This window comes from Pseudidiomarina sp., from assembly GCF_048267825.1.
Taxonomy (GTDB): Bacteria; Pseudomonadota; Gammaproteobacteria; order Enterobacterales; family Alteromonadaceae; genus Pseudidiomarina.
In genome coordinates, this window is record NZ_JBLWWR010000009.1 from 43375 (window position 1) to 63762 (window position 20388).

The 20388-nt window shown below is 45.0% G+C and carries 16 protein-coding genes; 13 read left to right on the plus strand and 3 right to left on the minus strand.

Annotated elements, in window-relative coordinates; translation table 11 throughout:
• The first annotated feature begins 316 nt into the window (after positions 1-316).
• The 3 genes from ACN0UN_RS08485 (at position 317) to ACN0UN_RS08495 (ending at position 3727) form a co-directional block, all read left to right on the plus strand.
• Positions 317-1123, plus strand: a complete 807-nt coding sequence (locus ACN0UN_RS08485; protein WP_417659595.1) for a GIY-YIG nuclease family protein — start codon at positions 317-319, stop codon at positions 1121-1123.
• A gap of 244 nt (positions 1124-1367) precedes the next feature.
• A complete protein-coding gene (locus ACN0UN_RS08490) occupies positions 1368-2456 on the plus strand; it encodes a YbjQ family protein (protein ID WP_417659596.1) in 1089 nt (362 codons plus the stop codon).
• Between the two features lie 194 nt (positions 2457-2650).
• Positions 2651-3727, plus strand: coding sequence for a DUF4236 domain-containing protein (locus ACN0UN_RS08495; protein WP_417659597.1), 1077 nt, complete (start codon positions 2651-2653; stop codon positions 3725-3727).
• Positions 3728-3830: 103 nt separating this feature from the next.
• On the opposite strand, the gene ACN0UN_RS08500 is transcribed toward ACN0UN_RS08495, so the two are convergent.
• A complete protein-coding gene (locus ACN0UN_RS08500; RefSeq protein ID WP_417659598.1) occupies positions 3831-4751 on the minus strand; it encodes a hypothetical protein in 921 nt (306 codons plus the stop codon).
• Between the two features lie 94 nt (positions 4752-4845).
• On the opposite strand from ACN0UN_RS08500, the gene ACN0UN_RS08505 reads away from it, so the two are divergent.
• The 5 genes from ACN0UN_RS08505 to ACN0UN_RS08525 all read left to right on the plus strand — a co-directional run bounded on the left by ACN0UN_RS08505 (position 4846) and on the right by ACN0UN_RS08525 (position 9423).
• On the plus strand, positions 4846-5520 hold the full coding sequence (locus ACN0UN_RS08505; protein ID WP_417659599.1) for a competence protein CoiA family protein: 675 nt from the start codon (positions 4846-4848) through the stop codon (positions 5518-5520).
• 179 nt (positions 5521-5699) lie between these two features.
• Positions 5700-7676, plus strand: coding sequence for an ATP-binding protein (locus ACN0UN_RS08510; RefSeq protein ID WP_417659600.1), 1977 nt, complete (start codon positions 5700-5702; stop codon positions 7674-7676).
• Between the two features lie 90 nt (positions 7677-7766).
• The gene (locus ACN0UN_RS08515; protein ID WP_417659601.1) at positions 7767-8189 is read left to right on the plus strand and encodes a hypothetical protein; all 423 of its coding nucleotides are present in this window, start codon (positions 7767-7769) and stop codon (positions 8187-8189) included.
• A gap of 254 nt (positions 8190-8443) precedes the next feature.
• The gene (locus ACN0UN_RS08520; RefSeq protein ID WP_417659602.1) at positions 8444-8836 is read left to right on the plus strand and encodes a hypothetical protein; all 393 of its coding nucleotides are present in this window, start codon (positions 8444-8446) and stop codon (positions 8834-8836) included.
• Positions 8836-9423: a hypothetical protein gene (locus ACN0UN_RS08525; RefSeq protein ID WP_417659603.1), complete on the plus strand. Its 588-nt coding sequence runs from the start codon at positions 8836-8838 to the stop codon at positions 9421-9423. The genes ACN0UN_RS08520 and ACN0UN_RS08525 overlap by 1 nt, the downstream gene beginning before the upstream one ends.
• A 759-nt stretch (positions 9424-10182) precedes the next feature.
• Here the strand turns inward: ACN0UN_RS08525 and ACN0UN_RS08530 are convergent.
• Positions 10183-11106 carry a histone deacetylase family protein gene (locus ACN0UN_RS08530; protein ID WP_417659604.1) on the minus strand — a complete coding sequence of 308 codons (924 nt, stop codon included), beginning with the start codon at positions 11104-11106 and terminating at the stop codon, positions 10183-10185.
• A 3-nt stretch (positions 11107-11109) separates the two neighbouring features.
• Positions 11110-12981 (minus strand): GNAT family N-acetyltransferase, encoded by a 1872-nt coding sequence (locus tag ACN0UN_RS08535; protein WP_128353147.1) that lies wholly within the window; start codon positions 12979-12981, stop codon positions 11110-11112.
• 113 nt (positions 12982-13094) lie between these two features.
• On the opposite strand from ACN0UN_RS08535, the gene ACN0UN_RS08540 reads away from it, so the two are divergent.
• From ACN0UN_RS08540 to ACN0UN_RS08560, 5 genes are all read left to right on the plus strand, one after another.
• A complete protein-coding gene (locus ACN0UN_RS08540; RefSeq protein ID WP_417659605.1) occupies positions 13095-14330 on the plus strand; it encodes an NRAMP family divalent metal transporter in 1236 nt (411 codons plus the stop codon).
• Positions 14331-14474: 144 nt separating this feature from the next.
• Positions 14475-15986, plus strand: a complete 1512-nt coding sequence (locus tag ACN0UN_RS08545; RefSeq protein ID WP_417659606.1) for a S10 family peptidase — start codon at positions 14475-14477, stop codon at positions 15984-15986.
• Positions 15987-16004: 18 nt separating this feature from the next.
• Positions 16005-16166, plus strand: a complete 162-nt coding sequence (locus ACN0UN_RS08550; RefSeq protein ID WP_417659607.1) for a YqaE/Pmp3 family membrane protein — start codon at positions 16005-16007, stop codon at positions 16164-16166.
• A gap of 19 nt (positions 16167-16185) precedes the next feature.
• Positions 16186-19359, plus strand: coding sequence for an amidohydrolase family protein (locus ACN0UN_RS08555; RefSeq protein WP_417659608.1), 3174 nt, complete (start codon positions 16186-16188; stop codon positions 19357-19359).
• 87 nt (positions 19360-19446) lie between these two features.
• The gene (locus ACN0UN_RS08560; protein ID WP_417659609.1) at positions 19447-20382 is read left to right on the plus strand and encodes a LysR family transcriptional regulator; all 936 of its coding nucleotides are present in this window, start codon (positions 19447-19449) and stop codon (positions 20380-20382) included.
• Positions 20383-20388 lie beyond the last annotated feature (6 nt).

Sequence of the window (20388 nt, forward strand, 5' to 3'; positions counted from 1 at the left end):
GGTTGTCTAACTCTCTAAATCTATCGATTGCAGAAATGTAGCTGTCTATATAAGCATCTGACTGCCCCAGCTTATTGAGAAAATTAGCTATAGGGTGAGTTTCTATTATTGAATCGCCATTAGTTCACTAGACACTCAGCATCCGCTTTCTTAAATTTATTTTCATAACCTACTAGGTGAAAGCTGATCATTAAAACTGTGTTATAAATGTGGTGTTATATCTTTAATGCACATTCAATATCTAAGAGATGCTTAGATACTGCAGTTGTGCTCTAACATGTTCTGCGTCAGTAATATAAACAGGGATACAGCAAAAATGGGCAACGACATTGCACTTAATGACCTACTAAATCTCAGTAAGTTAGCAGATATCAAGTTCCGCTTCATGACCCCGCACTATAGTGGCGACCCTCTCGATATTTTTAAGCGTGAACCAGATAAAATCGATGAATGGTTGCTTTGGAATTATGCAAAGCTTCGCTCATTTAAGATCGGAGACACGGTATTTGGATTTATCCGTTTGCATGGTGATAAGTGGTTACTTGTTCGAGCTGTGCGAATTACTGAAGATTTGAATGCTTTTAACGGTGTCGGATATCAAGCTATCAATATTGGTGAATATCAAAAATATTTGGGGCGTGTGATTATTTCATATAAAAACCGTGCGCAAAAACTAATAAGAAACGCAGCGACGTTAATTGATGAATGCAAAGTAAGCCGCATATTGGAAAATGTCTACAGCAATGATGACTTTCCAGGTTATGACAACGTTAGAATTTCATGGCAAGAGCTCAATCATGTCATTGACACTATTGCGTGGAAAACGGCATTGGAAAATCAACAGGCTGTATATCTGATAACGGATCGCTCCAACGGTAAAATGTATGTGGGTTCAGCAACCGGTGATCAGATGTTATATAACCGCTGGAAGGACTATATGAGCTCAGGACACGGCGGGAATGCCGATCTTAAAAAGCTGGCCTCTGAACACATAAAGAATAATTTTTACTTTTCGATATTAGATATTTACAAATCGAAAGTCAGTAAGGATGTTGTAATAAATCGTGAGCAGTGGTGGAAGAAGACACTGCGAACCAACATTTTTGGATATAACAAAAATTGATTAAGTAATCTTTCGTTTCCACATAGTCTATTACAATTGAATCGATAATAGACCGAACTAAAAGTTCGCTCTACGTTTGAACTAAATCCCATGTGTCAGTCACTTTTGGAGTTTTTTCCGTCAGCTTGGATGTGGATTTTGAATGAGAAACGGACGTTCGCCGAGCTTGAAAACTTTGTGATAATCTGAAGTCATGTTAAAACTATGTAACGATTATTTGATATATGTTTAAGGGACTAACGATATGAAGCATGCTTTTCTAATGACAACGTCGCCGAGCTTTGATGGATATGAAGTTGAAAAATATTTAGGCGTCGTCACCAGTAACGTTGTGACCGGGACGGGGATATTTTCAGATATTGCAGCTTCGTTCTCTGATTTTTTCGGAGGTCGATCTATTGCATATAAGAAGCAGCTTGAATCTATCCGCGAAGAAGCAATTAATGAACTAGAAAATAAAGCTCGAGCACTCGGCGCGAATGCCGTCGTAGGACTATCCGTAGACAATGACCAAATCTCTGGTAAGAATACACAAATGCTAATGATTACGGTGACAGCAACGGCAGTAGTATTAAAACAAGCTGATATTTCAGGAATTGGAAGTCAGCTGTCTGATGTTGTCACCACTCTGCTTAGCTCTGAAGATGTTAAGCAGAGAGTTCGATTAAAAGAGTTGCAATCGGCAGATGAAGAACTCTCGTTGGAGCAATTATTTAAAGCATACAAAGATGTTTTTGCATTATTGCCAAAGCTTGACGTCGCTAGATTACTAGTAAAACGCTTTTTACGCTCCAAGTACGAGATGGATTCTAGTGACCAAGGAAGAAATCAAATGCTCTCCTATCTGATGCTGTTTTCAGCAGATGAATTGCAGAGCTTGATTTATGAGGAAATTCAAAATTTAGAAAATCCTCTAAGTTCACTTAGCTATCTTGGTGTGCTAGCGCAACATTTCGACATTTACGACGATGAGCACATCTCAAAACTACTTCAAATGAACAATGACGAGTTGGCAATTGCGGGATTAGTTGCGTGCTTTTCAAAACAACCATATTACGAAGCCCAGGACATTTTTAGAATCAGGGCGATGCTAAAAAATATTGAGAATCGATTTCCAATTAAACGCGAGATTACTGATAAGAAGAAATCTCTTGGTCGTGTTGCGCGAGTATGGGTATGTGCAAACGGGCATGAAAATGACGAGGAACGCAAGATTTGTCTTCATTGTCAGTTGTCGCTTCGTGATGTACCAAAATATCTATTTGAAGACACAGTCACCAAATTAAAATTACGGGCTGAATCTCTTGAAATTGCGTTCTCAGACACGAATTGATTGATGAGTGTGAGTTCAAGTCGAATTTCCTTTAGAGTGCGATTTATGGTGGTTGAAGTTCGGCTGTATATAGGTATCACAGGTAAAATGCATATAGAAAGCTAGCTCCACTGACCACTAAAAAATATTTAAGCAGTCCTAGAAAGTAAAATTTTTTTGAGCGAAGAGCTAATAGGCAAAAGGGAGTTCCATAGATGGGGTTTTACATTCGGAAAGCTATTAGCGTCGGACCTTTCAGGTTCAACTTATCAAAATCGAGTGTGGGCGTATCAGCAGGAGTTAAAGGTCTTCGTTTCGGGACTGGGCCTCGGGGCAATTACGTCCACATGGGAAGGGGTGGTCTATATTATAGAAGAACTTTACCCTCCGGTTCGACCGAAATAAATCAGCAATCGCATACGCCTACATTACAGCAAAGCGATACCGAAATTGAACATGATCCATTAAAGGAAATAGAAAGTGCTCATATCACGCAAATGGTAGATTCATCTTCGGCTGCTCTTGTTGCGGAAATGAATGACAAAATAAAAAAAATCAGGATATGGCCTTTTATCGGCACAATTGGAACTTTTTTAACGTTTGTCGCCTTCCAAAATTCAGAAACTCCAATCGTTGCATTCATCATAGCTGTCATTACTATCGCTCTCACTATTTTTGCATCGGTCAAGGATAGCTTAAGAAAAACAACTGTTCTATTTTTCGAGCTTGAACCAGAAATCGAAGCGCTTTACCAGAAGCTTCACGATTCTTTCGGTCAGCTTTCATCATCATCGAGCAAATGGCATGTCGAAGCAGAGGGCTCTGTCAAAGACAGAAAGCGTAATGCGGGCGCCACGAGCGTAATCAAAAGAACTTCAATATCTCTGGGCTTAGGAAATCCACCGTATGTGAAATCCAATGTTTCAGTTCCATTTATCCCCGTCGGAAAGCAAACGCTGTATTTTTTCCCGGATAAGGTTCTTATATTTGAACCAAATGGTGTTGGTGCTGTGAGCTATCAAAATCTTAGAGTATTTGTGGAAAATACGAGATTCATCGAACATGGCAGTTTACCAAGAGATGCAAAGGTTGTTGATAGAACCTGGAAGTACGTCAATAAACGGGGCGGTCCAGATAAACGATTTAAAGACAACCTAGAACTACCAATAGTCTTGTACGAAGACCTAAGCTTTACAAGTGACACAGGATTAAATGAACGAATTGAAATATCAAAGGTAGGCTTTGGTGGTGACTTCTCACGCGCTATCAACATGTTGTCAAAAGGGATCTAACGACCGCAGCGAGAGACCAGATAAGTAGTAACCAGGTAGCTAATTATCTGGTCAAATATCTGACCTGAAACGGCATTAAAGTTCTAGTTTTTGACAGGCGTTGCTAGTTTCGTCGCCGTCCCAGTTTTTTCGTATAATCAAAACTAAATGTATGCTCATTTGGGTTTACGGTACAAGCTCCATAAACCCGATTGTCTTTGTCGGCGCGTAGCACAATTGTACCACCGCAAACCGGACATTTTGCAGTCGCTGCAATTACATTTAATCTGGGAAGTCGTTCATCGTCTTGATGATGTAATACCAGAGCGGTAGGTGTGAGCCTGCCAGCTAGTAAGTCTGGCATCAAGACTACTCGGCGTTCCGGTAATTCATAAAAGCGTCGCCAGTGTTTATAAAATTTGGCACTGACAATAATCAGCAAAGTTGTTAATAGCCAATTATATATACTGGGCTGGTACACGGCACTGTAAAGTGAACCTATTATCAATAGAATCATGAAGCCAGCAAAACCAAATAGTAATACGACCATCAGAATTGCTGGGATAAGACCAAGCTGCGCACCATACAGCCATCGCAGCCACATATTTAACTCACGGCGTGTTTCGAAAGTGTAGCGTATAGCTCCTTCAGGGATATCGTTCTTGGAGGGGGTAAAACGAAGATCTATATCTCGTGCTGAAAAAGTAAAAACAAGAACTCGATCACCTTTAGTGACTTGACCTGTTGGATAAACTTTAAAATTATTGTCCACCGCCGATTCTGCCAATACATCCGCACGTTCCGACAACCACTCTCCCAGCTCTTTGAATTTTTTCCGAACTTGACTACCTGATTCGCTCTCGTGTTCCGACTCTAATATGTCTTTAATCACAAAACTCGTTTTAGCGCCTGCTGCTGCGATGACCTGTTCGCATATTTGCTGAAATAACCGGTGAATCCTTGTGCGATTACCGGCAACCTTTTGTTGCTCCTCAAGCCACTTCAACCCAACCCTAGCGGCTAACACATTGTCTTGATTACTCACTTTGTGTGACTCCCTATGACTCCCTTCGACACCCTACTGCCTCCTGACAGCGTAAGTCAATATGCCTCGAGATTAGGAACAAGAGGAACATGACGTGGAAGCATTTGCGACTGATATCGAGACAGGTCGAACCATACACATCAGTAACGCCTTAAATAGTAAGAATTATATTTGTAAAGTGTGCGGTACTCAGTTATTTCCCATAATGGGTACTGTTAAAAAGCGGCACTTTCGACACAAATCACTAAAAAAACATCAGCACCGTATCAATGGTGAGACAAGGTTGCACCGAGAAGCTAAGCGGATCCTTGAATTCTTCAAACTAGTCGAGCTTCCTGATCAGCTTGGTCCTGCAGAACTGGAGTATGTTCAACTAGAAAAGAGTCATATACGTGGACCTCACGTGATCCGTCCGGATGTTACTGCGCGTGTTGGCAGTCAGGAAATATTTATAGAAATTAAGGTCACTCATGCCGTATCTGAGTATAAGCGCGAGCGGCTCCTCGCATTCAACATTGATACCATTGAAATTGATCTATCGATGTATGTTGGGCGCACCACACTTAGCGCGCACGACCTGCAAATGGCGGTAATTTTTGATGCTCGGCGCACATTTGTGCATAGGCGCGGAATTCACCTATTCCCGCGTTTGATTAGTCGCTGGTATCACTTCTGGAATAAGTTGCGGGGTCTACTGAAACGTCGTCGACCGATGAAAATTCATGATCGAGACCCGGATAGCGGACAGAGTTATTGGAATTTTGGGTAGCTTTGTAGTCGCTAAGTATTTGAAGTTTAGACATTATGGTCGGCCTTGAGTGAAAAGCAGACATTTATCAATGAGTCTGGTAGTTTATCTAAAAGATATGGAATAGCTAAGGTCATTAGCTAAAAAGCCCTCTTTGACTGTAAACAAGTATTGGTAGGCCCGAATTTCAAGGAACGATTATGAGCAAAAAAATTCAAGTAGAGGTCCAGAGCGATCATCTAGACAAGGTATCAAAATCGAGTCCATTAACTGCTGTCACTGAGCTCGTTTGGAATGCCTTGGACGCAGATGCAAATACCGTTGAAGTTATTGTTGACAGTGGTGATATGGGTATATCTGCAATTCACGTCAAAGATGATGGGCATGGAGTGGATTACGATAAGGCTTCTGCATATTTCAAAGGCTTGGGAGGCTCTTGGAAAAATGATAAAGGTCAGTCTCCAAATGGAAGATTTCTTCATGGAAGAGAAGGGCAGGGGCGTTTTAAGTCATTTTCTGTTGGCAGAGTTGTAGAGTGGACCACAAGGTATCAGTCTCATGACAGCCAGTATTTCGAATATCAAATAAAAGGTTTTTCCGACGATAAAAAAAGCTTTTCGTTAAGTGATAAGAAAACAAGTGAAGTTGCAAAATCAGGTACGAGAGTGTCTATTTTAGAGCCAATTAAAGAATTTACTTCGTTGACCGATGGAAGACTAATTGAACACCTCACCTCTACCTTTGCTACCTATTTGGCTGCATATAAAGAAGTCAAGCTATATGTTAATGGGAAACGAGTTGATCCAAGCTCAGTTATAAACAACTCCGAAACTGTTGAACTTTCCAAAGTTTTATACGAAGGAAGGGTGTATGACTATGAACTGGAGATTATTGAGTGGAATACCACAGCGAAAAATCAAATTCAGTTGTGTAATCATGCGGGATTCCCATTGCTTCCGTTGGATAAAAAAATTAAAGGGAGTGCTGAGTTTTCTTTCACTGCATATTTGAAATCTGAGCACATAAGTGAACTGAATAGAGTTGGTGCACTCGGTTTAGGGGATTTAGAAAGATCTTTACGGGCTCCTATTGATGACGCAGTAAACCGAATTAAAGATTACCTAGTTAGAAGAAAAATAACTCGCTCTTCTAACCAAATAGAAAAATGGAAAAGTGAGAACGTTTATCCGTATTCGGGTGAAGTTATAGGGCATGTTGAGCGTGCTGAAAAACAAATGTTTGATTTCCTTGCACTCAATATCAACGATCTTATGCCTGAGTTTGATAAATCTGCTCTGCAATTGAAAAAGTTTCAACTAAGCCTGTTGAAGCAAATTGTCGCGAGCCAGCCGAGTGACCTCCATACCATATTGACAGAGGTATTGAGCTTAAGCGAAGAAAAGCAGAAAGAATTTGCAGAGTTGCTTAAGGACGCGTCTTTATCTGCAATTATCAGCGCTACCAAGATGGTGGCTGATAGGTTGCGTTTTCTCTCTGGGTTGGAGGAAATTATATTCAACCCAAACCTTAAAAAGGTACTGAAAGAGCGTAGCCAACTTCACAAACTCCTCGAAGAAAACACATGGGTATTTGGTGAACAATTTTCATTGTCAGTTAGTGACAAATCACTGACAAAAGTGCTAAGTAAGCATCTAGAAAGCAAAGGGATCGCTATTCTTCCAGATGAACCTGTAAAGCGTTTGGATGAATCCAATGGTATTGTAGACTTGATGCTAACTCGGAGTATTGCGCGCAACCATCCAACTGAACGTGAGCACCTTATTGTTGAGTTAAAGGCACCTAAAGTGAAAATTGGTCAAGCCGAGCTCGGGCAAATAAAGTCTTATGCTTTTGCGGTCTCGGATGATGAGCGGTTTACTGCATTGGATACTAAGTGGCACTTTTGGATCATATCGAATGAAATCGACGCCTATACTAAACGAGAATTAGCAGACGATAAACAAGAACGCGGTATTTTATACAATGCTGATGGAGTTACGATTTGGGTGAAAACATGGTCAGAACTAATCAATGAGTGTAAACACAGACACGAGTTTATCCGTAAACAACTGGATATAAACGTCGATAGTTCAGACGGATTGGAGTATCTCCGAAAACACTACTCTGCCTACACCCAAGGATTAGATGAATTTGATGAGAAGTCTATTGCAGTATGACGCAGCCCAATGGCTGAAAATCTAACGAATCGCTGCTGTTGGACAAATTTTCACAAAGCGCGGGGTTATGCATAAATCGGGAATTGCCAAATGACGTTTGAAAAAGATTGGATTGATGTTACCTCGGCACTATTAACTCCAGTAGTAGCTGTATTAGGTATAGGGATTGCCGTACTGCAATGGAAACTAAATAGATCAAGATTTAGACACGAAGTATTTGAGAAACGATATGCAATTTATGAAGCCGCATTGCTTTATTTAAGCCAACTTATCAGAACAGCAAAGATGGATGATTACGAGCGGGTTACCTTCTTGCAGAATACCAAAGGAGCGTTCGTCTTGTTTGACGAAAAAATTGTTACTTATCTGAAGGAACTACATTCAAAATCTTTAGAATTACACTTGTACCATAGTCAAAAACGTCACAAAGAAGAAGCTGAGGTACTGAAGTGGTTAACTGCTCAGCTTAATGAAATTGATGTGGTCTTCAAAGGTCATCTCAAGATCGAGTAAATGTATAACAATCATATTAAAAATCGCTCCACTTCGTTGCGCGGGATCTAACTATCTGTCGGCCTTTTATGTGAGTGTTATGGTAAGGCCTGATAATATTATTTAATACACTTAAAGGGCTTGGCGATGGAGATAATCTCGATAGAAATGACGTAACCAACGTTCTAGTGAGCTAGTGGCGATTCAAAGTGGGTACTCGCATATACAAATGTTTTACCAACAGAACCTGAGCTAATCGGAGGGAATCAGGAAAAATGCATTCAATTCTAATCTACGGATTTCCCATTATACTTGTTTCATTTGAGGCTTTGCTAAGAAATTTAATAGACGTCGATACCTTCGGGTTCGTTGGGCCTACTTTGGCAGCAACAGGAATTTCATTTATGGTTCCCCTTACAAGGCTGAAAGTTTCTGAGGTTAAGTCATCGCTTGGTGAAAAATGGGTTCAGGTTTCAAAGCGGGACCAGAATTATGTAAGTTTAGTATGGTTACTGCTTTTCATCTCTTTGTTCTTGTGGTTTTGGGTTTGCACACTTTCGATTCAAAGCGATACTTCCAAGTTATTTGATTTTCCAACACATGTGGTTATTGGTGCAACAATGTATGTGATTGGTATTGTTTTAAGCAGTATCAAGGAGGTGATGTGATGGCTTTTGAACTAGTTGCAATCTTGATAAGTGCAGTGGCATCTGCTGTCGCTTTTTTGTCAGCCAGAATGATTAAGCGCCTCGATTCTAAGTTTAATAAAACTATTTTCTTAAAAAATAGCAGCGGCGAAGTTAAAGAAATTTCCATAGAAGCAGGCGATAATGAAAGAAATATCCAAGAATACCTTGATTCTGCAATTGAATATGAAAATGAAGTTGGAGAAATACTGAAACGATACCGTTCTCAGTTAATACATAATTATATTGCTGAGTTTAATAATCGTAAGTACCAGATAGATTATTTTCTGAGTGATTATGATAAGAGCTATTTCTTTGAAGTTAAGTCTCATAAAAAACCGCTGAGCGCTAGTTTAGTGTCCAAGATAATTGAAGATCTTCCATACAATTCCGATGGAAATGTAATAGTCTCAAAGAATGGTTTCACTGAGAGTGCTTTGGAATTAATCAAAAAAGCAAATAAAAAAATCATGCCAGTAAGTGGTGCTAGTCGTGAAGAGTTAACATCACAGCTTGATGAGTTCGCGGCAAGCAAGGGTATAACAAGTCAAGCAAGTGGGACGTCCTAGTGCCCCCTTTGTTGAAGTGTTAGTATTTAAGGGAAATATGAGCGAGAATTCTTTCAAATCAATAAGAAATGGAATTATTGCTTCAGTAATTTCCGGAGTGATTCTCTTGGATTTTCCGGTTCTGAGAGGATATCTAATTAGCTTTTTGTCATGGCATGGTCTGGATTTGTGTGGTGTTGGGAAGTTCTAGTTGCTTCATATTATCTTCCGGGCTGGGGTTGGTTGTTACTCCTTATTCTGGCATGTGTTGGTTTGGTTAATATTTATCGGGCTCTAAAAGGTGAGTCGGAAGAACCTGAATTTAAATCATACATTGAAGATTTCATTCATGGTGCCAAATGGCGATGGGTTTGGGTGGAAAATCGAATTTCCAAGGTATGGTGCTTTTGTCCTCGTTGCGATGCAACGCTGGTTGATGATGACAGCTCATGCCGTAGCCTTTATGCGGGCGTAAATAAAACTGACTTTATTTGTGAAAACTGTGGTCGTAGTACTGTGGCATCTATAGCAGGTGGAAGCAAAGGTTATGCAATTGGCGCAATACGGGCGAGATAGAGCGAAGAATAAGGACCGGTGAGTACAGAAAGGACGAACAAGTCATTTCTGCTGGAAAAGTTTTCCGCTGTACTCCAAATTTGCCGCAGAGCGCATCGGCAACGTCCGCATCTGGCACAATGCGAAAGTTAGGACCACGGAGTCTACCAATGTCACCGCTGCTTCTTCAGCGAGTTAACATCTAGCTAAAAACAGCCAAAAAACCTACTGCATCCCCTTCAAAAACGCCACGACACTGCGCCCCAGCGAGCTATGGTCATAGCCACCTTCTAGCATCGCAACAATACGCCCTTCGCAATGTCGTTCAGCAAGCGCTTTCAGTTCCTGAGCTATCCAATGGTAGTCGGTTTCGGTTAGATTGAACTGCGCCATGTCGTCTTCCATATGTCCGTCGAAGCCCGCTGAAACCATAATCAGTTGCGGTTCAAAGGCATCAAGGGCGGGGAACCAGCGTTCGCGCACAGCGGCTTGCCAGGTGGGGCCATCACAGCCTGCGGGTAATGGAATATTGATCACCTCATGGCTAATGGTTTCCGTACCCGAATTCGGATACAAAGGGTGTTGAAACGAGCTGCAAAACAATACCCGCTCGTCGTTTAAAAAGATGTCTTCAGTGCCGTTACCGTGGTGCACATCGAAATCCACAATCGCCACGCGCTCAAGGCCATATTTATGCATGGCGTATGCGGTGGCCACCGCTACGTTATTGAAAATGCAAAACCCCATAGCGGCATCCCACGTGGCGTGGTGGCCGGGTGGCCGAACTGAGCAAAACGCGCGGCGGTTCTCGGCGGTAAACACTTCGTCGACCGCGCAGATGCCGCTGCCAGCAGCGTACAACGCAGCGCGCAGTGTGCCAGCTGTCATCATGGTGTCGGGGTCTAGCCAAATGTGCTGATCGGGTTCGGTTGGTGCGCGATCAAACACGTCGTCTACGTAATTGGCGGCGTGCACGCGGAGTAAGTCTTCACGGTCGGCTGGCTCGGCATCTTTCTGGGTTAGCGCAAACTCCATGCCAGAGCGAATAATCTGATCATTAATGGCTGCAATACGTGCCGGCTCTTCTGGGTGTACTTCTGAAACGCGATGCAAACTGCAATATTGGTGACTAAATACGGTTATCGACATACTTCACTCGCTGTCTTTAGAAACGTCATTTAAATTGAGTTGTAAATACACCTCACCCGGTTCTTCTGAAGGTTTACGAACAAACCCCGCACGCTCAAACACCGCCAGCATTTTGCCATTTTCAGAACGCACATAAGCCATCATGCGTTCAAGGCCACGCTCGCGCGCAATGCGCTTCATTTCTTCCAATAAGCGGGTTGCCATACCTTTACCATGCTGAGTTTCGCGCGTAACGAAGGCAACTTCACAGCTTTTTTCGTCGTGTAGCAGGTAATAGCGACCAACGGCTTGAATCTGTGCCATCGAGCCCTTTTGCCGCACAATACACAGCGCTAAATCGCGCGACTGGTCAACACTCACCAAGGTGCATGATTTCTCACGGCTCATCTGGGTTGGCACTGTGTTGTAGCGCATTTGCAGGGTTTCTTTGGTGTGCGAGTAGAAAAACTCTTGCAGACGCCGCTCGTCACTTGGGTTGAGTGGGCGCAAGTCAAAAAACTCGCCATTAATCACAATTTCTTTAAACCCAACAGGGCCAAGCTCGGGCACTTCAACGGAATGCAAAACTTGGTAGTGGGGCACGTAGTAGTGTTTACGCACTTCTTCGAGCAATTGCTGACGGAATTTGGGGTGGGCAACACGAATGAGCTCAAGGGCGCGCTCGCGAATGCTTTTGCCGCGCAGCGACGCCACGCCAAATTCAGTCACCACGTAATACACATGGGCGCGTGATGTGGCCACACCGGCGCCTTCGGTAATAAACGGCACAATACGCGATACGGTGCCGTCTTTCGCGGTAGAAGGCAGCGCAATGACAGGTTTACCGCCAGGGCTCATGCTGGCGCCGCGGGTAAAATCAACATGCCCGCCGATACCGCTATATAAGTGGTGCCCAATGGAATCAGAAACCACTTGCCCGGTTAAATCGACTTCTATGGCGCTGTTTATCGAAACCATTTTTTCATTGCGGGCAATGTTCGCCGGCGAGTTCACATACTCCGAAGGGTAGAAGCCAATGTGCGGGTTATTGTTCACAAAGTCATAAAGCTTCTTGGTGCCGATGCAAAAGCTGGTCACGGCTTTATGCTGGTGATAGGTTTTTTTACGGTTATTAATCACGCCACTCAGCATCAGTTCCATAATGCCGTCGGTAATGAGCTCGCTGTGCAGGCCTAAGTCTTTGTGGTTACTTAAATACCGTAAAACCGCGTCACAGATTTTACCAAAGCCAATTTGAATGGTGGCACCATCTTCCACCAGCAATGAAACGTACTGGCCGATGCGCTCGGTCACAGCGTCAAGCTCCGGCGCTGAAATTTCGGGCAGCTCTTGCTCGGCCTCAAAAAACGCATCTATTTGGCCTTTATGAATAAAGGCTTGGCCGAAGGTTACCGGCATTTTCGGGTTCACTTGCGCGATAACTTTTTTCGCTGAGCGCAGCGCCGACGAAACAATATCCACCGACACGCCCAGCGAATGGTAGCCGTACTGATCGGCAGGGCTGACCATAATAAGCGCCGCGTCTAAGGGTAAAATATCTTCACTAAATAACGACGGAATATCAGACATAAAGGCTGGCGTATAATCGGCACGGCCTTCGGCGACGGCTTTTCGCACTTTTTCGCCGCCGATAAACAGGGAATTCACTTTAAAGTTTTGGCTGTACTCGGGGTTCACCCAGTGGTTGTCACCCAGTGCGTAAATTTGAATGATTTCAATATCATGAAAGTGCTGACAATGGTCAGTCAGATCATGTAGCAGGGCGTGGGGCACCGCGGCGTGTGTGCCAATAAATATTCGGTCGCCCGACTTGAGTAAATTTTCCCATTGTACCTGTTGGCCATTAACGATTAACTGGCGCTCAGTGCCACTCATGTCTGTGTCCTTATGTCACAACGGCGATTAAGCCAGTATAAACATAATTTTGGCTTCCGCGAAATTGGCGCTATGCTGTAGCTCGTCATATCAAAAACTATAAGAACAAAAGCATGACAGATATCACACAATCTTCCCGGTTACGTGCTATTGGCCCTGGTGTCATTCTGGCGGCTGCGGCTGTTGGCGCGTCTCATTTAGTTGCTTCCACACAAGCCGGTGCGCTATTCGGCTGGCAGCTGTGGTGGGTCATTTTGCTGGTTAACGTACTCAAATACCCATTCTTCCGTTTTGCGGTTTCGTACACCTTGCAGCACAACGAGAGTTTAATTGCCGGGTACCATCGCAAAGGGCGCTTTTACCTGTGGGCATTTACCGCACTCAACTTGGTTGCGGCGGTGGTCAATACCGCCGGCGTGCTGCTGCTAACGGCAAGCCTATTGCAGCTATTTATTCCGCAATTATCGACCACCGTGCTGAGTTGGTTAATTCTAGTGAGCTGTTGGTTGATTCTACTGGGCGGGCAATATCGCACCTTGGATAAACTGTCGAAGTGGATCATGGCAAGTTTAAGTATCGCGACGGTTATTGCCGTTGGCATTGCTTGGTGGAACGCGGTGCCGCCGCCCGCAGACTTTGTTGCGCCTTCGCCATGGAAGTTGTCCGCATTGGCGTTTCTGGTCGCCATGGTGGGCTGGATGCCCGTACCCATTGAGCTCTCTGCCATTAGTTCACTGTGGCTGCGCAGCAAACAAAAGCTCACCCAAGTAACGCTGGCCCATGGTTTGTTTGATTTCAATTTAGGTTATTGGGTTACCGCCGCATTGGCATTGTTGTTCTTAGCACTGGGCGCCTTGGTGCAATTTGGCAGTGACCAACCCATTGCCATGGCGGGTAGCCAATTCGCCAGCCAGTTTGTCAGCATGTACGGCAGTACAATAGGGCAGTGGTCGGAATATTTAGTGGGTGCGATAGCCTTTCTCTGTATGTTTGGTACAACCTTGGCGGTGCTGGATGGCTACGCAAGAACCTTGCGCGAGAGTCAGCGCTTGCTGCTACCCAAATCCACCACCCGTAAGCCCAACCGACCTTTTCCGCTCAATATTTGGATAATCGGGCAGTCTATTGCGGGCATGTTGGTGATTATGTATTTCAAAAGTGCGCTGGGGCCTATGCTGACATTCGCCATGACCCTGGCCTTTTTAACCACGCCATTTTTTGCGTGGTTGAACTTTCAATTGGCAAAACGCCGGCCCATGTCGCGGCTTCTTAACGTCTATGCGTGGGTAGGTTTAGTCTATCTTGCAGGCTTTGCCTTGGGTTATTTGTATTATCTTTTGATGTCGTAACGATGTCGCATTGACGTCGCAACGAATGTCACCGTCGTGACCATCTTGAAAATCGGTGCGTTTGGCTCACTGACCTTGAGCTTTGCACCCGTATTGCATTAAATGGAAGCACGATAAAAACGAGAGGAAGTAATGATGAAGGGCATGAAGCATCTAATTTTAGCTGCGATGATGAGTTCAAGCTTGGTTGCTACCGCAACTGAATTTGAATTACCTGAAGCAAAAATGAAAGCCGATGATGTTGTGGTGACTGAGCACAGCACCAATATCAATGGGCAACGATTCAAATACACCGCCACCACCGGAACACAACCGGTGTTCAATGAAAACGGCGAAGCGACAGCCGCATTATTCTTTACCTATTATGAGCGTCAAGACGTTAAAAACCGCGAAGATCGTCCGCTGCTGATTTCATTTAATGGCGGACCAGGTTCAGCGTCTGTATGGATGCACATTGCTTACACGGGCCCGAAGTCATTGCGCGTAGATGATGAAGGTTTCCCAATCATGCCATACGGCGTAAAAGATAACCCACACTCAGTACTTGATGTTGCGGATATCGTGTTTGTAAACCCAGTGAACACCGGCTACTCGCGTCCGTTGCCAAAGAAAGACGGCACCGAGTACTCACGTGACGAACTGCAAAAAATGTTCTTTGGCGTTAATGCTGACGTGAAATACCTGGCTGACTGGGTAAACACCTTTGTAACGCGTCATGAACGCTGGCGCTCACCGAAGTACCTGATTGGCGAAAGTTACGGCACCACGCGGGTTTCTGGCCTGGCACTTGAGCTGCAAAACCGCCAGTGGATGTACCTTAACGGCGTCGTATTAGTGTCACCAACGGATATCGGCATTGAGCGCGATGGTCCGGTAAAAGCGGCGAACCGCTTGCCTTACTTTGCTGCCGCAGCTTGGTACCACAATGCGCTAAACAGCGACTTGCTGAAAAAAGACTTACTTGAATTACTTCCTGAAGTTGAGCAATACACGTTAAATGTGTACCTGCCAGCGTTGGCTAAAGGCGCGTTACTGCCTGCAGCTGAAAAAGAAGAAGTTGCTGAGCAAGTTGCCAAATATTCAGGTTTGGATAAGCAAACCGTGATGCGCGCAAACTTGGATATCAGCACCTCATTTTTCTGGAAAGAATTATTGCGTGATCGCAGCCAAACCATCGGTCGCCTCGATTCGCGTTACTTAGGTATTGATAAAGACGATGTGGGTTCACGCCCAGATTACAACTCTGAGTTAACCTCGTGGTTGCATTCGTTCACGCCGGCTATCAACTATTACTTGCGTGAAGAGCTGAAGTTTAAAACCGACGTGAAATACAACATGTTTGGTCCGGTGCACCCGTGGGATCGCAGCAATAACAATACCGGTGAAAACCTACGTCAAGCTATGGCGCAAAACCCATACCTGAACGTACTAATTCAGTCGGGCTACTACGACGGCGCAACCAACTACTTTGATGCCAAATATAATATGTGGCACATCGACCCAAGCGGCAAAATGGCTGATCGTATTGGTTTTAAAGGCTATCGCAGCGGTCACATGATGTATTTGCGTGCAGAAGATTTGAAGCTTTCAAATGACGACTTGCGCGAATTCATCAAAGCGACTATTCCTGCAAAGGACGAAGCCGCGAAATATTAATGAATGAGGAGATGACCCATGGCCGATTTTATTCGAATTATCATTGCCATTTTACTGCCACCTCTTGGGGTGTTCTTGCAAGTAGGTATTGGTAAGCACTTCTGGATTAATATCCTGCTTACTTTGTTGGGCTATATTCCAGGCATCGTGCATGCCGTGTGGGTCATCGCTAAAAAATAATTAAATTAAAGGTTTTGTCATGAAAAAATTATCTACGCTGGCCGTTGCGGTCAGCGTTGCACTTTCATTTTCACATTCAGCACAAGCTCAAACCGAAACGGATTGGGATGTGAACAACCCTCAGGGCGAGTTCAAGGACATTCAGATTAAAACCTCTGAAGGTACTTGGATGAATGTCGACATGAGCCCGGATGGCAAACATATTGTGTTTGATATGCTTGGCGACATATATCGCATTTCATCAACCGGCGGCGATGCTGAGTTACTGGTCGGTGGTATTGCGTGGAATATGCAGCCTGTGTACTCGCCAGACGGCAAATACATTGCCTACACCTCTGATGCTGACGGTGGCGATAACATCTGGGTCATGGATGCTGATGGCAGCAATCCGCGCCAAGTAACCGATGAAACGTTTCGCTTGTTAAACAGCCCTGCGTGGAGCCCGGATAGCGAATTTATCGTGGCCCGTAAGCACTTTACCGCGCGTCGTTCACTGGGTGCGGGTGAAGTTTGGATGTATCACCGCTCAGGTGGTTCAGGCGTTATGCTAACCGAACGCGCGAATGACCAGAAAGATTTGGGCGAGCCGGCATTTTCGCCAGATGGCCGTTATATCTATTTCTCACAAGACGACACGCCAGGCAAAACATTCCATTACAGCAAAGATTCGCTTGAAGGCATTTATGAAATTAAACGCTTTGACCGCGAAACTGGCGACATTGATGTCATTTTAAGTGGCGCGGGCGGTGCAATTCGTCCAACACCGTCACCTGATGGTAAGCATTTGGCGTACATCAAGCGCGAAGACTTTAATAGCGTACTTTATTTGTACAATTTAGAGTCGGGCGAAAAAACGCGGCTGTATAGCCAGCTTGATCGCGACATGCAAGAAACATGGGCCATACATGGTGTATACCCAACCATGGACTGGACGCCAGACAGCAAAAAAATGGTGTTCTGGGCTGACGGTAAAATCATGCAAATTGATGTGGAAAGCCGCAGCACCCGCGTGATTCCGTTTAGCGTTGAAACCACCAAAAAAGTACAGCATGCACTGCATTTTGAAACCAATCTTGATCAAGATAAGTTCAAAGTGAAAATGCTACGCATGGTGCAAGTTGCGCCAAACGCGAAACAAGCTGTATTTGAAGCCTTGGGCAAGCTCTATGTGCGTAGCCTGCCGAATGGCGAGCCGAAGCGTTTAACTAACCGTGACGGCGCTTGGGAGCTTTATCCGAGCTACTCGCGTGACGGTAGCAAATTAATTTACACCACCTGGGATGATCAAGAGCAAGGACAACTAATTGTTCGTGATTTGAAATCAGGTAAAGAAACAGTACTGCCAACAGGCAAAGGCAAATTTGTTGAGCCGGTATTTAGCCCTGATGGCAAATCTGTGGTGTATCGCAAATTGCGTGGTGGTTATATCACGGCCGAAACCTACGGTTTGAACCCGGGTGTTTACCACTTGAGTTTGGATAAAAACGCCGAGCCACGTTTAATCAATGAAAATGGCAGCTCGCCGCAGTTCGGTGCGCGCAATGATCGTGTTTATCTGATGGCGTTTGACGGTTCACCGTCATTGATTAGCGTGGATTTAACCACCAAAGAATCGCGCACGTTATACAGCGCCGAACATGCAACGGAATTCCGCGTGTCACCAGACGGCCAACATCTGGCTTTTGCAGAGCGGTTTAAAGTGTTCGTAACGCCGTTTGTTGAGCGTGGTGCACCAATTAAAATTAGCCCAACGGATAAGCAGTTCCCAGTGGAGCAGCTGTCCGTTCGTGCCGGTGAAAATATTTCCTGGAGTGGCGATGGTCAGGCCTTGTATTGGTCACTTGGCCCTGAGTTGTACCATGCGTCTGTAAACGGCCTGTTCGGAATTGATGGCGATTCAGAATTCGAACAAGTGGCGAATGGTCTTGATATTAGCTTTGATGCCGATGCTGGCATTCACGACGAAACGGTCGCGTTTGTTGGCGGGCAAGTCATTACCATGGAAGGCGACCAAGTGATTGAGCGTGGCGCTGTTGTGGTTAAAGGTAACAAGATTGTGGCTGTCGGTAGCGTTGACGATGTGAACGTACCAAGTGGCGCAACGGTTATCGATACCACCGGTAAAACGGTCATGCCTGGTTTGTTCGATGGCCATGCGCATGGTCCGCAGGGTGACAACGAGATTATTCCAGAGCAAAACTGGAAAACTTACGCCACCTTAGCGTTCGGTGTTACGTCAATTCATGACCCGTCAAATGATACCACTGAAATTTTTGCAGCCAGTGAGCTACAAAAAGCAGGCTTGATTGCTGCACCGCGAACCTTCTCCACCGGTACGATTTTGTACGGTGCCAATGGTCCGGGCTACACCGCGCATGTTGATGATTTGGAAGACGCCAAGTTCCACCTTGAACGCTTGCAAAAAGTTGGTGCGTTCTCAGTGAAAAGCTACAACCAACCGCGCCGTAATCAACGTCAGCAAATCATTCAGGCTGGTCGTGAATTGGGCATGATGGTTGTGCCAGAAGGCGGTTCATTGCTGCAACATAACTTAAGCATGATTGCTGATGGCCACACCACGGTTGAGCATTCGATTCCAGTTGCGAAAATCTATGACGATATTGAGCAGTTCTGGAGCCAAACGGACGTCAATTACACGCCAACGCTTGGCGTTGCCTATGGCGGCATTTGGGGTGAGAACTACTGGTACGCTGAAACCGATGTATGGGCGCATCCAAAACTGTCTAAGTTTGTTCCGCAGGACGCTTTGGTGAATTCTGTGCGCCGTGAAAAAGCGCCACACAATCACTACAACCACTTTAATAACGCCGACGTTGCCAAACAGTTGCAAGACCTTGGCGTGGATGTGGTTGCTGGCGCGCACGGTCAACGTGAAGGCCTGGCGCAACATTGGGAAATTTGGATGATGGCGCAAGGTGGCATGACGCCACTGCAAGCACTGGCAACATCAACCATTAACCCAGCCAAAGAGTTCGGTATGGATAAATACATTGGCTCGCTGAAAGAAGGGAAGCTTGCGGATATTATCGTGATTGACGGTAATCCGTTGGCAGACATTTCAGTGACTGATCGTGTTACCCACACCATGGTAAACGGCCGTTTATTTGATGCCGAAACCATGAACCAGTTGGTGCCAAAAGCTGAGCCACGTAAAGCGTTTTTCTGGGAATAGACCATAGTCGCATCACGCAATTGATGTATCTCAGAAAAATTATGTCTATAATCCCGCTATATTCTTATAGCGGGATTTATTTTTTTTATGAATAACATTAAAGACATTGATCTTAACTTACTGGTCTATCTTGATGTGCTGCTACGCGAGCGCAATGTCACCAAAGCCGCCGCGCAGTTAAATATCACGCAACCCGCCATGAGTAATGGCTTGAAACGCCTACGCACACTACTTAATGACCCTATTTTGGTGCGCACCAGCGAGGGCATGCTGCCCACAGAAACAGCGCTGCGCATGCAAGAACCGGTACGCCAAATTCTCTATTCTGTGGAGGAAATGGTGCAGCCAGCACGCGATTTTGATGCGGCCACCAGTGACCGCGTATTTCGTATTATGGCGTCAGACTACGCCGCTTCCACCCTGATGCCGCGCTTGCTGGAAAAGTTAAAGCAGCAGGCCCCGCATGTGGCACTGGATATCATGACACCCAGCGACATTAGTTTTCATGACGTTGAAAACGGTAAAGTTGACCTCGCGATAAACCGCTTTGAAAAGCTACCGCAGTCGTTTCACCAGAAAAATCTGTGGGAAGATGACTTCAGTTGCTTGGTGCGTAAAGACCATCCGTTGGTTGCCAGCGCTACGTTAGAAAGCTATTTAAAGGGCGAGCATGTGTGGGTGAGTAAAACTGGCTTTGGCGTTGGTGTGGGAATGGATCCGCACGATGTACAAAAGCTGGGTTGGGTTGATGAAGCGCTGGGTAAGTTGGGCCACAAGCGAGAAATTCGTGTATTTACCCGTAACTACCATGTGGCGATGCACTTAGCGCGACAGGGGTTAATAGCTACCTTGCCAACGCAAGCGGCAACACTCTATAAAGACGACGATGAATTGGTCATGATCAAGCCGCCGTTTGCCATTCCGGCGCTAGAGCTAACCATGATTTGGAGCCCTTTATTGCAACACGATGCGGGGCATCGTTGGTTCCGCCAGCTGATTACTGACACTGCGGCCTATCAGTAGCGCGCA